13 protein-coding genes and 1 pseudogene are annotated in these 14,643 nt (G+C 63.3%); 9 read left to right on the plus strand and 5 right to left on the minus strand.

What is annotated here, in order from left to right:
• The first annotated feature begins 217 nt into the window (after positions 1 to 217).
• The 3 genes from ACYQ26_RS15555 to ACYQ26_RS15565 all read left to right on the plus strand — a co-directional run bounded on the left by ACYQ26_RS15555 (position 218) and on the right by ACYQ26_RS15565 (position 3,741).
• The gene (locus ACYQ26_RS15555; protein ID WP_459809806.1) at positions 218 to 1,330 is read left to right on the plus strand and encodes a DUF354 domain-containing protein; all 1,113 of its coding nucleotides are present in this window, start codon (positions 218 to 220) and stop codon (positions 1,328 to 1,330) included.
• Positions 1,331 to 1,333: 3 nt separating this feature from the next.
• Complete coding sequence (gene wecB, locus ACYQ26_RS15560) at positions 1,334 to 2,443, plus strand: non-hydrolyzing UDP-N-acetylglucosamine 2-epimerase (RefSeq protein ID WP_459809807.1); 1,110 nt, start codon at positions 1,334 to 1,336, stop codon at positions 2,441 to 2,443.
• Between the two features lie 326 nt (positions 2,444 to 2,769).
• Positions 2,770 to 3,741, plus strand: coding sequence for a phosphoadenosine phosphosulfate reductase family protein (locus ACYQ26_RS15565; RefSeq protein WP_459809808.1), 972 nt, complete (start codon positions 2,770 to 2,772; stop codon positions 3,739 to 3,741).
• Between the two features lie 516 nt (positions 3,742 to 4,257).
• Here ACYQ26_RS15565 and ACYQ26_RS15570 read toward each other — a convergent pair.
• The 3 genes from ACYQ26_RS15570 to ACYQ26_RS15580 all read right to left on the minus strand — a co-directional run bounded on the left by ACYQ26_RS15570 (position 4,258) and on the right by ACYQ26_RS15580 (position 6,341).
• On the minus strand, positions 4,258 to 4,449 hold the full coding sequence (locus ACYQ26_RS15570) for a DUF7333 family protein (protein WP_459809809.1): 192 nt from the start codon (positions 4,447 to 4,449) through the stop codon (positions 4,258 to 4,260).
• Between the two features lie 145 nt (positions 4,450 to 4,594).
• On the minus strand, positions 4,595 to 5,365 hold the full coding sequence (locus ACYQ26_RS15575) for a hypothetical protein (protein ID WP_459809810.1): 771 nt from the start codon (positions 5,363 to 5,365) through the stop codon (positions 4,595 to 4,597).
• Between the two features lie 136 nt (positions 5,366 to 5,501).
• Entirely contained in the window at positions 5,502 to 6,341 is an 840-nt protein-coding gene (locus ACYQ26_RS15580) for an aldo/keto reductase (RefSeq protein WP_459809811.1), read from the minus strand.
• Between the two features lie 596 nt (positions 6,342 to 6,937).
• On the opposite strand from ACYQ26_RS15580, the gene ACYQ26_RS15585 reads away from it, so the two are divergent.
• The gene (locus ACYQ26_RS15585) at positions 6,938 to 7,192 is read left to right on the plus strand and encodes a HalOD1 output domain-containing protein (RefSeq protein ID WP_459809812.1); all 255 of its coding nucleotides are present in this window, start codon (positions 6,938 to 6,940) and stop codon (positions 7,190 to 7,192) included.
• 259 nt (positions 7,193 to 7,451) lie between these two features.
• Entirely contained in the window at positions 7,452 to 8,624 is a 1,173-nt protein-coding gene (locus ACYQ26_RS15590; protein WP_459806279.1) for an ISH3 family transposase, read from the plus strand.
• Positions 8,625 to 8,788: 164 nt separating this feature from the next.
• Here the strand turns inward: ACYQ26_RS15590 and ACYQ26_RS15595 are convergent, their stop codons facing one another.
• Both ACYQ26_RS15595 and ACYQ26_RS15600 read right to left on the minus strand, forming a co-directional pair.
• The gene (locus ACYQ26_RS15595) at positions 8,789 to 9,253 is read right to left on the minus strand and encodes a hypothetical protein (protein ID WP_459809813.1); all 465 of its coding nucleotides are present in this window, start codon (positions 9,251 to 9,253) and stop codon (positions 8,789 to 8,791) included.
• Positions 9,250 to 9,876 carry a hypothetical protein gene (locus tag ACYQ26_RS15600; RefSeq protein WP_459809814.1) on the minus strand — a complete coding sequence of 209 codons (627 nt, stop codon included), beginning with the start codon at positions 9,874 to 9,876 and terminating at the stop codon, positions 9,250 to 9,252. The genes ACYQ26_RS15595 and ACYQ26_RS15600 overlap by 4 nt, the downstream gene beginning before the upstream one ends.
• 51 nt (positions 9,877 to 9,927) lie before the next feature.
• Here ACYQ26_RS15600 and ACYQ26_RS15605 point away from each other — a divergent pair.
• The 4 genes and pseudogenes from ACYQ26_RS15605 to ACYQ26_RS15620 form a co-directional block, all read left to right on the plus strand.
• Positions 9,928 to 10,428 (plus strand): annotated as a pseudogene (locus tag ACYQ26_RS15605) (endonuclease III domain-containing protein); the annotation flags it as partial.
• A gap of 363 nt (positions 10,429 to 10,791) precedes the next feature.
• Positions 10,792 to 12,729, plus strand: a complete 1,938-nt coding sequence (locus ACYQ26_RS15610) for an MEDS domain-containing protein (RefSeq protein WP_459809815.1) — start codon at positions 10,792 to 10,794, stop codon at positions 12,727 to 12,729.
• 108 nt (positions 12,730 to 12,837) lie between these two features.
• On the plus strand, positions 12,838 to 14,343 hold the full coding sequence (locus ACYQ26_RS15615; RefSeq protein WP_459809816.1) for a replication factor C large subunit: 1,506 nt from the start codon (positions 12,838 to 12,840) through the stop codon (positions 14,341 to 14,343).
• Positions 14,344 to 14,442: 99 nt separating this feature from the next.
• Positions 14,443 to 14,643, plus strand: coding sequence for a hypothetical protein (locus ACYQ26_RS15620; RefSeq protein ID WP_459809817.1), 201 nt, complete (start codon positions 14,443 to 14,445; stop codon positions 14,641 to 14,643).

A 14,643-nucleotide genomic window follows, 5' to 3' on the forward strand; every position in this document is an offset into this window, starting at 1 on the left:
CGTCGAACCCCTGTAGTCTCACGTTTTCGCGCGTAGACCCACCCAACGCCGACGCTCGAGCGCGAGCGCCGAGCCCCGCCGGTACGTTACGGCGACCAAAATTCGCCGCCCGCCCCGCTACTCGAGCCCGGATCGGCCGCCGTTTCCAGTAGCGCGCTGATAACGATATAGCGCGTTTTGGAAGGGACAGTTGTCATGAGCTACGAGGTGATACGACGTGCGCTGTCTCTTCTTTAACAATACGCCGGCTCACGTTCATCTGTACAAACACACCGTCGACCGGCTCGAGGCGGACGGACACGACGTGCTCGTGCTCGCGCGCGGCGACGAGTTCACCGAGTCGCTGCTCTCGTACCACGAGCTGCCCTACGAGACCTACGGCGATCGCGGCGAGTCGCTGTCGTCGCTGCTGCGGGAGCTGCCGGCCCACCTGTACGCGATGGGCCGCAAGGCGCGGGCGTTCGATCCGGACGTCATCTTCGGGATCGGGCCCTACGCGGCCTACACCGGCACGATCACGGGCACGCCGGCGATCGCCGTCCTCGACTCGGAGCCGTCGCTGGACCACGTCGTCTCCCGGCCGTTCGTGCAGGCGTTCCTGACGCCCGAGGCCTTCCAGAAGGACCTCGGCGCGAAACACTACCGGTTCGAGGGGTTCAAGGAATCGGCCTATCTCCACCCCGACGTCTTCGAGCCCGACGAGTCGGTCCGGGACGATCTGGGCGTCAGCCCGGACGAACCGTACGCGATCGTCCGACTCAACGCCTTCAACGGCCACCACGACGTCGGCCGTGAGGGGTTCTCGCTCGAGCAGCGCCGGCGGCTGCTCGAGGCGCTCGCCGAGCACGCGACGATCTTCGTCTCCGACGAGGGCGGCGAGCTCGATTTCTCGAATATCGACGCGCAGCCGTACGATCTCCACCCGGCGCGGATCCACGACGCCCTCGCGGAGGCCGACCTGCTGGTCGCGGACACGCAGACGATGGTCACCGAGGCCGCGCTGCTTGGCACGCCCGCGATCCGGTCGAACTCCTTCGTCGGCGAGGACGACATGGGCAACTTCCTCGAGCTCGAGGACGCGGGGCTCGTCGAGAACATCGGCGAGTTCGACGCCGTCCTCGAGCGTGCGGAAGAACTGCTCGCGGACGAATCGGCACCCGAACGGTGGGAGCGGCGGCGGGACGACTACGTCGAAGACATGGTCAATCTCACGGAGGTTCTCTCGAACATCGCACTGGCGTACAGCGAGACGAGCACCGACCCGGTCCCGGTCGACGTCACTGGACCGAGCACGGGTGCGGGAACGGGCCGCGGCGAGGGGGTGAACTGACCGATGCGCGTCTGTTCGGTCGTCGGCGCGCGCCCGCAGTTCGTCAAGGCGGCAGTCGTCTCCCGCAAGCTCCGGGACGTCGGCGAGGAGGTGCTGGTCCACACCGGCCAGCACTACGACGAGGAGATGTCCGACGTCTTCTTCGAGGAACTGGACATCCCCGAACCCGAGTACAACCTCGGGGTCAAGTCCGACACCCACGGCCGCCAGACCGCGCGGATGATCGCCGAACTCGAGCCGGTCGTCGAGGAGGAAGACCCCGACGTCCTGTTGCTGTACGGCGACACGAACTCGACGCTGGCCGGCGCGATCGTCGGCTCGAAGCGCGACGTGGCCGTCGCCCACGTCGAGGCCGGCCTGCGCAGCGGCAACCGGGAGATGCCCGAGGAGATCAACCGCATCCTCACTGACCACGCCTCTGACCTCTGTTTCGCGCCCAGCGAGGCCGCGGTCGACAACCTCGCGGCCGAGGGAATCGTCGACGGCGTCCACTGGACCGGCGACGTGATGTACGACGCCGTCCTCGCGGCCCGCGACCGCGCCCGCGAGAACTCGGCGATCCTCGAGGACCTCGATCTCGAGCCCGACGAGTTCATCTTGACGACGGTCCACCGCGCGAGCAACACGGACGAGCGCGAGAACCTCGAGGCGATCCTGGACGGCCTCGCGGACGCGCCGCTGCCGGTCGTCTTCCCCGCGCACCCGCGGACGGTGAATCGGCTGGAGGAGTACGACCTCTGGGAGCGCGCCGACGAGGCCCTCGAGATCGTCGAGCCGCTGGGCTACCTCGATTTCGTCCGGCTGCTCGACACGGCCGAGCGGGTCGCCACCGACTCCGGCGGCGTCCAGAAGGAGGCCTTCTTCCTCGGGACGCGCTGCGTAACGATGCGCGAGGAGACCGAGTGGACCGAGACCGTCGACTGCGGCTGGAACCGGCTCGTCGGCCCCCGTACGGATTCGATCCGCGAAGCGCTCCGGCGCGACTGGGAGCCCGAATCGAATCCCCAGCCCTACGGCGACGGCTCCGCCAGCCGGCGGATCGTCGGGCTGCTCCAGGCGGAACTCGAGGCGGCGGAACCGGACCGGCGGATCGAGGCGCCGCCGCTAGACTAGGGAATCCCGCAGGCGAACTAGCCGCGGATTCTGACGCGGTCGCGTTTCGGTAGCAGCCGCGTTTGCCGGCTTTACTGCGGCACAGTTCGGGGTGTCGCGCTCGCATTCGGCGCCCGTGAGAATCTCAATCACGGTTCGAAGCGCGTCGCGTCGATCGCCGAACGCCCCTCGAATCGGACGCCTTAGAGTTCGTCCGCTGATATACTCCCTCGCCGGAGACGAGACCGACGGTCTCGCTCGGCCGCCGGTCGGGTCTCGTGGCTTCCGTCAGGCGTTTCCGGTCCCCAAAAGAGTTTAAGTCTCCTAATTACATCTAATTACACGAGATGACCGAGAACTTCCCCGACTACGTCGACGTCGACTACGACGACGGCGACGGCGAAGATCCCGAGGATTACCCGCACATCCAGGACAAGATCGAGAAGGCCATCGAGGTCACCCGCGAGGGCCTCGAGGCGTACGAGAACCCGGCCGTGATGTGGACCGGCGGCAAGGACTCGACGCTCACGCTGTACTTCATCAAGGAGGTCGCGGACCGCTTCGACCTCGAAGTGCCGCCCGCGGTCTTCATCGACCACTACCAGCACTTCGACGAGATCCACGACTTCGTCGACCACTGGGCCGACGAGTGGGACCTCGAAGTTATCTACGCGCGCAACGAGGACGTCGGCGAGTACGTCGACGAGCACGGCCTCGACCCCGGCGACGACATCGAGATTTCCGAACTGTCGGAGCACAACCAGCACCACGTCCGCGAGATCCTCGAGTACGAGGAGGACACGTTCCCGTTCCTGCTGGACACCTACGTCGGCAACCACCTGCTGAAGACGGTCGCGCTCAACGACGCCTTGGAGGAGTACGACATCGACGGCGTCATCTCCGGCGTCCGCTGGGACGAGCAGGAGGCCCGCGCCGACGAGACGTTCTTCTCGCCGCGCCACGACCCTGACATCTACCCGCCCCACGACCGCATCCAGCCCATCCTGCAGTTCGACGAGGCCGCGGTCTGGGAGGCCTTCTGGAACTTCGTCGTGCCGGACACCGTCGACGAGTTCCCGGACGACGGCTACGTCCCGCAGGCCGACGACGACCTGCCGGAGGGCGTCACCCAGGAGGACATCCCGATCTCGCCCAAGTACTTCGCCGGCTTCCGCTCGCTCGGCAGCGAGGTCTCGACCGAGAAGAGCGACGAGGATCCCGCCTGGCTGCAGGACCTCGAGGGAACGACCGAGCGCGCGGGCCGCGCCCAGGACAAGGAGGACCTGATGGAGCGCCTGCGCGACCTCGGCTACATGTAGAACGCTCGGAGACGATTCTCGCGGTCCGCTTTTTATACGCGATCGAACCCGTCACGTCCACAACGAGTACGACGTCCGGCTTTCGCCGGTATCCTCGTTTATCGCCGTTGGTACGCCGAAGCCGCTGGAATCGAGAGCTCAGAGCTCGTCGAACCTCAGAAAACGACAATCGTTTGAACTGTGGTCAGGTACTCGGGACCGGTCTCGAGGAGACGCTCACGCCGATCGGTGCGGTAATCGTCGGCGCGCTGATCGGGCTGTACTTCGCCTTGGCTGGAATCGCCGGCGTGTCCCTCCGAACGGCGGCCGGTGGCGATGTAGTTACCAGGACTCGCTCGGCGGGAATTATCGGTGTCGTCTCGATTTGTACCGCCGTCCTAGGCGCTGCGGGGTACGGATACGGATCAGGGGCCGATGCCGGGTTTTTCTTCCTTTTCGGCAGCTACTTCCTGCTTCTCGCACGGATTCAGCGGGCACAGCAGGAACCCTCGACCGCCGTCGGCGGCCGGTCACGAATCAGTGTACCGCACGATACTGGCCGTGCGCGATACCGATCACGAGCATGACGAGCCCGAAGACGATCATCGACGGAGCGACCATCATCAGGACGGTGTCCGTCGTCATCATCGGCGCGGCGATGAGGCCGCCGATGCCGAGCGCGATCACCGCGATGAACGCGGCCGCGGTCGTGGGAAGGTCGAATTCCATACGTGACCGTTGGGAAGCGACCGCCTAATGGTAACGGAATCCGGAAATCAGTTCGTCGAGGCGATTCCGGCCCGTTCTTCGGTCGGACCGCGAGCCGAAAATCCCGCGACCATCGCGAAAACGATGGTAGCAGCCCGTCGCAGCCTTAGTTCGACGGTCGAACCAGATTCGCCAGCGCCACGACGATCCCGAAGAACCAGCCCAGCGGGAAGGAGAGTCCGAACCACATCCCCGCGTAGGCCGCGCCCTCGAGGCTGTAGTTCGCCCAGAGGTACTCGTTGACGCCGCCGATAGACAGCGGGTTCTCGAGCAGCCAGGCGGCGAACGCGTAGCTGGGCTCGAGGACGTACGGCTCGAGCGCGGGCGTCACGAGGGCGGCGACGACCGGGGGCAGGAACAGCGCCGTCATCGCGAAGGGATAGGCGAGGACGACGGTCGTGACGCGGCCGCCGAACTTGGCACAGGAGGCGGCGAGCGCGGTCGCCAGCGTCGCGACCCCGCTCGCGGCGGCAACGGCCAGCACTGAATCGAGCGGGATGTCGACCTGTTCTATGTACGACATCGCGCCCCAGGCGAGCGTCAGCAGTCCCCAGCCGACCAGCGCGAGGGCGGTGACGCCGACGATGCCGAGTCGCGTCCGGGTCGAGTCGAGTTTCGCCGCGTAGTAGCGGGTCGCGAGACCGACGACTGTGAGCGGGTAGAGGAGGAGCAGACCGATCGTTCCGAGCGCGCTCCAGCCGTGATAGCCGATCTTCTGCGGGAGCGTTTCCGGCTCCCACTTGCCCATGACGGAGTGGCCGCGGCCGCGCTGCCTGGGGAAGACGATCTCCATCCAGGCACCGTGTAACCGCCGTAAGTCGGTCTTAACCGCACCGACGATCCCACCACCGCCACGACTCCGTGTGCGGGTGGACATACCCGATCCAAACTGCCGGCGTACCGTAAGCTTTCCTTCTTTTTCAGGACGAGTTACAGGTTAGCGATCGGAGCCGACGTCGTCGGTTTCCGACCGAGAACGGCCGAAGGGCGCGATTTACGGCGGTCAGAACCGGTCAGTTCCACGGGGCGAATCCGGGATCGACCGCGCGCTCCGTCTCGTCGATCGCGTCGATCGCGTTCACCTCCTCCCGGTCCAACTCGAGGGTCAGCGATTCGAAGTTGTCCCGGATGTGAGCCGTGCCGGTCGCCTTCGGGATCGCCGTAATGCCCTTCTCGCGCAGCCAGGCGAGGCTGACCTGCGCCTCGGTGACGCCGTGCTCGTCCGCGATCTCCTGGATCGTCGGCTGGTCGAAGACGGCGCCGCGGGCCAGCGGACTGTACGCGACGACCTCGACGTCGTAGTTCTCGCAGGCCTCCCGAACGTCCTCCTGGGGCAGCAGGGGGTGGCACTCGACCTGATTCGCGAGGATCGGGGCGTCGCAGACGTCGACCGCGACCTCGAGCTGTTCCGGTTGGAAGTTGCTCACGCCGACGTGCTCGATCAGCCCCTCGTCGTAGAGTTCCGAGAACGCAGACAGCGTCTCCTCCGCGTCGTACGTCTCGGCCGGCCAGTGGACGTACAGCAGGTCGACGTAATCGACGCCCAGCCGGTCGAGGCTCTCGCGGGTCGTCTCGAGGACGTCGTCGCCTGTGAGGTTCGCCTTCCAGACCTTGGTCGCGAGGAAGACGTCCTCTCGGTCGACGTCGGCCCGTTCGATGCCCTCGCCGACGAGCTCCTCGTTGTCGTAGGCCTGGGCGGTGTCGATGTGACGGTACCCTGTCTCAAGGGCCGTTCGCACGCTGTCGGCGCACTGATCGCCGGTGTTTTGCCACGTTCCGAGTCCGAGCATCGGCATGGCGCCGGCGGTCGGACACGTCTCCGGATCGATCGCGTCGGCGTCGTCGACTCCCATGTGCGATCGGACGGTCGCGACGCGAAAATGGGTTGGGGTGCTGGTGGGTCGGCCGGCCCCGTCGATCGACCCGGAAAGGCCGATCGGGCAGGTCTCGCGGCCCTCGCGACTCGGCGGCAGACGCGACGCATTCCGGACGGCGATTTCGCGGGACGCGGTTCCCGTCACGAGATTTCACCGGCTGGCCGGACACACAACCAGGCTGTTCAGTAATACAGAACAGCCGTCCGTAGACGCCGGAACCGTTGCCTTCATCGCTCTGACGAGCTCGTCGCGGTGACCGGCCCCGCTTCCGCAGCTACCGCCTCGATCCGTTCGATTAGAGCTCGCCGCCCCACGGTATCGGACGACGTACGATGAATGTAGCAGCCCTCGAACTTCTACGGGTAGCGCCCGAGTCTGCGAATTAACCACTCATATTTCGGGAAGCAATTGGACGGGTGCACGCTTTCGCCGGGGATCGGTTGGCCGCTTCGCCGTCTTTCGGCGTTTCGTCAGAGAAAATCACGTTCGCTATCTTTCACGTGTCTGAAGGATTACTACTAGACGACCATATTCCGAAAGTTATTAACGGTCGAATGTGGCCCTACGTAGCAATGGCACGGACACTCGAGACGGATCCGGACCGGGTTTACGAACGGATCGTGACCGAGGTCGCGGCGATCGACGGGACGGATCCGACGGAGCTGCCGCCGCTGTTCAACGCGGTCGATCCCGACGCCTTGCTCGATATCTTCTCGGCGACCGATTCCGGCGTCTCGAGGACGGGACGCGTCGAGTTTCCGTACGCCGGCTACGAGATTACGATCGTTTTCGACGGCGATCCGACGCTCCGAATCGAACGCGCGTGACCGCCGACGTCGCGGGACTCGAGCGGATTTGGGTCTGGGTCCGGGTCCGCGCCCGCCTCGCCCTCGGTGGTCGAGCGCCGGCTCGGCGTGTTCTCCTCAGTGATCGATGCCGGGCCGCTGAAACGTCGTCTCGTCGTCCGTCGGATCCGCGATAGCGCGCTCGAGCTCCGGCGCGGCCAGAATTTCGGTACTTCCCGACTGGTGTGAGAGCTGGAGCTAAAGCGTTGGTCTCATGAGGAAGATGTCTGGTTGAGTGAATGTGTTCAGTATCCCTCAGCCAGACGGTGTTCTTTCGGATTCGGACGTGAAAGATTTAGCGGAAGACGTCATCTGCCAGCTCCCCTTGCCAGGGATCGAGGGCTCGCCCCTCGATCCCGGCGATATCTGGGCTGTTGTCATTCTTGCAGCAGTCAATCAGACGTCCATCTGGGAGACGTGCAAGGACAACGACAACGCTGTCTGTGACGATACTGTCATGGACTGGCTACATACGCTCAACCGGGAGTGGCTTGAGCGGGTTGCTAACCGCCTTCTCAGAGAGTTAGCGATGACGATCCTCGACCCTGATCGGTCGAGGATCGTCTCCATTGACTTCGTCGATAACCCCTACCACGGAACGTACGCCGATGAAGAAGGTGAACTCTGTCGCATGCACGCGAAAGACGGAACAACGACGTGCCACCGGTACTGCACGGCGTATCTCGTCTCGAACGGAAAGCCAGTGACGTTGGCGATGACGTACGTCCGTAGTGATGAGAAAGAGGCCGACGCGGTCGAGCGCGTCCTCGACCGCGTCGAGGCCTATCCCTTCGAGATAGAGCTTCTGTTGGCTGATCGCGGCTTCTACAACGAACGTATTCTGCGCCGCTCACGGGAGGTTGCTGCGACTGTCGTTCCCGTCCAAAAGAAGGGCAAGCGCATGAGGAAGAAGCTGGATACGCACTGCTCGTACATGACAACCTATCGGATGTACAAAGGCCGCGAGCGGGAACTGGAATTCCCGCTCGCGGTCGCTGTATCATATCACGCCGGAGATCGCGGGAAAAGTGGCGAGGTCGTTCGAGGCTATGTGGCGTGCGATCTGGCCGATCGCACGCCGAAACAAGTCGAACGACTCTATCGGAAACGGTCAGCGATCGAAACGAGCTACCGTGTATTTCGCCAAGCACGAGTGGTAACGACGACACAAGACCCAATCATCCGCTTCGCGTTCGTCCTGGTTGGATTCCTGTTGGAGAACCTCTGGCTTGTGCTTCGATGGGCGGTCGTCGCCCGCCCCCAGCGGGGCGGGCGCGACCTGCCCGAGGAATTCACGTTCAAGACGTTCTCTGACTGGATCAGACATGCATTAGAGGAAGAGCTAGAGCGGAGTTGGGAGATCGAGATGAACGGAACAGGTGTGCCAGAAGCATACGCGCCGGCCGCGGGCTGAGGTCAGCCCGCGGCCTTGGGCAAGCTCCGGGTGAGCAACAGCATTCGCCTAGAACAGCGTATCTCAGCCTTCTTACTTCACTTCTCCTCATGCGTGGATTCTACTTCCTGTTCACTCAGTTACCACACCGGCATTCACTCCGTTCGTCCATGACTCAGCACAGTTCACGAAGCGACGTTCGGGAAGTACCGATAATCATCACCCCACTCTTCCTGCTGAAGCGTCGTTCCATATGTTAGATACTCGCTCAAATCCGTATGCTCCAACACATTATACTCTACATAGCCCTCATTCCGAAGGAATCGAACGAACGGCTGAACATAATTGAAAGTCGTCTGCGTCGTACTCTTCGCATACCCTTCCTCGTTAATTAACCACAGCACAAAATAATCGAGAAGATTGTTATCAGAATACTCCGACGTATCTATACTATCGAAGTCTGGCGCAAGGTCTGTCTCCCTATCTATATCCGTATAATGCAACCCACAGTCCGATAAGAATCGCTCAAAACGCCCAATACTGTACTTGTAGCCGTTGAAAGTCTTCTGCGCCTTATCCTTCCCACGCTTCGAATTGATATACGCATTCTTCAACTGTTCAAACTCAGGAAGGTCTTCAACATCACTCATTCTTCCACCTCAACCAAGAACGGCATTCGGTTCACAGCAAGCAGCTGAATCTCATCAACATCATCACGCATACGCCGTGCAACATTCAACATTTCAGCACTCTCAATCCCCAGATACTCCGCTAAATCAGCAATATTCCCATACTCTGACGCTCTATCTGCCTTCTCATCATCAACAAACCGTTCTTCACTCATCGCAGATTGAATTTGTTCCCGAGCCTGCTCTTCCGACTCGAAATGCGGAAGCACTTCATACACATCAGGAACCAAATTGCGCTGTCTACCTTCCTGTTGACGACGCCACAGTTGGTCAACCTGACCCTCCATCTGCTCCACCACATCAAGAATATCCCGAGTATCAGCACGAACAAGGTCTACCTTCTCTTCCAACTCGGACGTATCCACATCAACCGACCCTTTGGCCGAATCAAGATTCCCTGCTTCCCGAGAAATTAACTCTTCAACCGCTTCTCGAATCAACTTACTACGGTCATCATACAGATGCGGAAGTGTGTTCGGGAATTCATCGTCTGGCAAATCAGGGTCGTAAGGAGTACACACCGCATCCCACTTCTTCAGTTTATTCTGCTGGACTCGAAGGGCAACTCGTTCCCATTCAGTCATCTCTACTCACAACATAGTACTCGGATGTTATAACGCTGTGTGTCACATTCACCCCACTACAACCAGAAATCGGAGATCATCATCGACGCGGCCGAGTGGGTCCTCGAGGAGTTCGGCTCGGCGGCGGCCTTCGACGAGTTCGTCACGGACGAGGACCCCGCCGAGGTTCGCGAGACGCTGCTCGAGGTCCGCGGTGTCGGGCCGAAAACGGCGGACTGCGTGCTCCTGTTCGCGGGCGGCCGCGGCGGGGTTTTCCCGGTCGATACGCACGTCCACCGGATCTACCGGCGGCTGGGTATCGCGCCGGCCGACGCCGACCACGAAGAAGTTAGAGAAGTACTCGAGCGCGAGGTACCCGCCGCGAAGTGCGGCTTCGGCCATACGGCGTCGATCCAGTTCGGCCGCGAATACTGTTCGGCGCGCAAACCGGCCTGCCTCGAGGATCCGGAGGCGTGTCCGATGACCGACCTTTGTGATCAGGTCGGCGTCTACCCCGAGACAGGCGAGGTGGTCGATCCGGCCGACGCGCCCGAAGTCGGCTCGAACGACTGAGCGGAACTCATACGCTTGGGTGAGCTCGGTCCGTGTTTCTCGCCGCAGCGTGACGGTCCGCGACCGCTAAACCAACTTACACCCACGAAGCCGACGGAGTACGAAAGCGTTTCCGCGGTGACGGAGGCGGTACCGCCACCGATACGGATCGGCAGAGACGACGAAAATGACCGTCGCTGTGCGAATAGAAACCACGACGGCTTTTTCTCTCCTGCGCACCTCCCTTCGGCGTATGATTACTGCTCGGATGCTGCCGATCGAGTTAGCGGCTGTAGCTGGGCGGGCAGTCGTCCCCTCTGTTCGGAGTCGCTATCCGGGCGGATTCGAACCCGCGACGATCCGGTTCGAGAGGAGGGCCACCGTATGAGCAAAAACGCCGTCCGAAACGACGTGACGAACGACTCACGCTCCATCACGACCGCGTTCGAGGCGCTCCAGTCGAGCCCGGCGTTCCGCGGGCCGGTCGAACCGCTCGAGGACCACGAGCACGTCCACGCGAACGACCACTTCGCGCTCATCTACGAGTCCCAGGAGGAGCAGTTCGCCGCCGCGATTCCGTTTCTCCGGCAGGGCCTCGAGCGCAACGAGCGGTGTCTGTACATCACCCACGAGAACTCTCGTGAGGAGGTTCTCGAGGCGATGCGGGACCGCGGGATCGACGTCGACGCCGCCCTCGATTCGGGCCAGCTCTCCGTGCACGACGAGACGGAAACCTACCTCCGAAACGAGACGTTCGACGCGGACGAGACGGTCGCGTTCATCGACGCCGCGATCGAGGACGCGACCGAGGAGTACGAGGCGCTCCGCATGACCGGCGAGATGAGCAGCGTCTTGCGGGACGATCCCGAGGGCGAGGAACTCGTGAAGTGCGAGGCCAAGGCGAACTATCTGTTCGACGACGCGGACGGCATCGCGCTCTGCCAGTACAATCGGAATCGGTTCTCGTCGGAGGTCATCCACGACGTCGTCAGCACCCATCCCCTCCTCATCCACGACGAGCGAGTCAGTTACAACGTCTACTATACGCCGCCCGAGGAGTTCTTCGGTCCCGAGAAGACCGCCCGCGAGGTCGATCGCCAGCTCGGGGCGCTTCGGGACCAGACCGACGCGAAAGTCGAACTCCAGCGGCGAGAGCGCTTCCTCCGGGAGAGCCACGAGATCACCGCCGAGACGGACCTCGAGTTCGAAGCGAAACTCGAGGAACTGCTGGCCCTCGCCTGCGAGTGGCTGGATCTCGACGCGGCCGGGCTGACGCATCTCCCGGCACGGGACGACGAGTTCCACACTAAGTGTACCATCGGGTACGGAGACGGGTCCAACGAAGTATGGACTGATCCCAGAGCGAGATGGTACTGCAGGCAGGCGATCGAGAGCGACGAACCGGTCGGGATGGCGGACGTCCGCGGGACCGAGTGGGAAGACGACGAGATCCATCGGGAGCACGGACTGACCTGTTACCTCGGGACGAAGGTGACGAACGGCTCGACGCCGTACGGAACGCTCTGGGTCGGCAGCACCGAACCGCGCGACCGCGAGTTCACGGCCACCGAGCGAACCTTCCTCAAACTGATGGGCCAGTGGGTGAGCTACGAACTCGAGCGAGAACACCGGGAACGGTCGCTCGAGAAATCGAACGAACGGCTCGAGCAGTTCGCGTACGCCGCCTCCCACGACTTACAGGAACCCCTGCGAATGGTCTCGAGTTACCTGCAACTGCTCGACACGCAGTACGGCGACGCCTTCGACGCGGACGGCGAGGAGTTCCTCGGGTTCGCGGTCGACGGCGCCGACCGCATGCGGGAGATGATCGACGGGCTGCTCGCGTACTCGCGGGTCGAAACCGGCGGCGATCCGTTCGGACCGGTCGAATTAGAGACCGTGCTCGACGACGTACTCGAGGATCTCCACCTCCAAATCGAGGACGCCGACGCCGAAATCGCGGCCGACGATCTTCCCCGCGTGGAGGGCGATGGCAACCAACTCCGGCAAGTCCTCCAGAACCTGCTGGACAACGCGATCACGTACAGCGGGAGTTCACCGCCCCACATCCAGATCGGTGCAACGCGTCGAAAGCGGGAATGGGTAATCTCGGTCAGCGACGACGGAATCGGTATCGAACCGGAGAATCAAGATCGGATCTTCGATATCTTCGACCGGTTACACAGTCGCGACGAGTACGACGGGACGGGGATCGGACTGGCGCTCTGTCAGCGGGTCGTCGAGCGCCACGGCGGCGAGATGTGGGTCGAGTCCGAGCCCGGCGAGGGATCGACGTTCTTCTTCACGCTCCCCGCCGCGTAATCTACTGTTCGTCTTCGGTCCCTTGGTGATAGACTCCCACGATCGCAGAAACTCTGCTGACCCGTGCTCCGCAACCACTAAACGCGGTACGCACCGAATAGACTGTATATGGATTGGACCGAGAAGTACCGTCCGACGACGCTGTCGGAGGTCCGCGGGAACAACAAGGCCCGCGACCAGTTGCGGGAGTGGGCCGAGACCTGGGACGAGCACCGGGACGCGGTGATCGTCCACGGCAGCCCCGGCGTCGGGAAGACCTCCGCCGCCCACGCGCTGGCCGAGGACATGGGCTGGCCCGTCATGGAACTCAACGCCAGCGACAGCCGCGGGGCCGACGTCATCGAGCGCGTCGCCGGCGAGGCCTCCAAGAGCGGCACGCTCACCGGCGGCGAGTCCGGCCGCCGGCTGGTCATCTTGGACGAGGCGGACAACTTCCACGGCAACGCCGACTACGGCGGCTCGCGGGAGGTCACCCGCGTCGTCAAGGACGCGAACCAGCCGATCGTCCTCGTGGCCAACGAGTTCTACGACATGAGCAACTCGCTGCGCAACGCCTGCGAGACGATCGAGTTCCGCGACGTCTCGAAGCGCTCGATCGTCCCCGTCCTCCGGGATATCTGCCGCCGCGAGGGCGTCGAGTTCGAGGAGGAAGCCTTAGAGAAGATCGCCGAGTCGACCAGCGGCGACCTGCGGTCGGCGGTCAACGACCTGCAGGCGGTCGCCGAGGACGCGGAGAAACTGACCGTCGAGGACGTCGTCACGAGCGAGCGCGACACCACCGAGGGGATCTTCGACTTCCTCGATACGCTCATCAAGGAGGCGGACGCCGAGGGCGCCTTGCGCGCCTCCTACGACGTCGACGAGAACCCCGACGAGATGTTAAACTGGATCGAGGACAACGTCCCGAAGGACTACGAGGGGGCCGAACTGGCGGACGCCTACGAGTTCCTCGCGAACGCCGACCGCTGGCTCGGCCGCGTGCGGGCCACACAGAACTACTCGTTCTGGCGGTACGCAACGGACAACATGACCGCCGGCGTCGCCGCCTCCCGCCGGGAACCCAAGGGCGGTTGGACCCGCTACGGCCCGCCGAGTTACTGGCGCAAACTCGGCAGTAGCAAGGGCACCCGCAACACCCGCGACGCCATCGCCGAACGCATCGCCGAGCGCGAGGGCACCAGCGTCGCGACGGCTCGCCGGGAGATCCTCCCCTACCTCGCGGCGATGACCCACCACTGCAAAAATCGCGAGCTGACCGTCCGCATGGCCGCGACCTACGAACTCGACGAGTCGGAGGTCTCGTTCGTCACCGGCAGCGGGAAAGACACCAACAAGGTCCAGTCGATCGTCGAGGACGCCGAGGAGCTGCGCGAGGAGGCGACCGTCGAGCACTCCGGCGGCGCCTTCTTCGAGGCCGAGGACGCGAGCGGCGGGGACGACGCGACCGACGACGAAAGCGAGAACGATCAAGCGACGCTCGCGGCCTCGAGCGGCGCTGGTACCGATGCCGACGGCGAGGGCGACTCGAGCACGGCGACGGACACGGACGAGGCGGCCGCCACGGAGACGACGGAGCCGGACGACGATCAGTCGGGATTGAACGACTTCCTCTGAGCCGATCGGTCACTCTCTCGGTAGAGACATATCGAAACGTAGAACGAACGACACTATTACGTCGGTTCGCCGCGTCATCTGCTGACGGTGAACGGGCCCATGACCGACCAGCAACGCTGTCCACTCTGTACGGAGCGCTACGCCGAGCGAACGAATCTCCGGATCCACCTCGAGGTCGAACACCGGAAATCCGAGATCGTCTCGGAGTTGATCGAAGCCGACCGCCGACCGTCCGACGCGTCGGACGCGACGGACAGGTCGGTAGCGGTCGACGGCGAGCCCCGAGCGCCGCGGACGTAA

This window comes from Halopiger thermotolerans, from assembly GCF_054654555.1.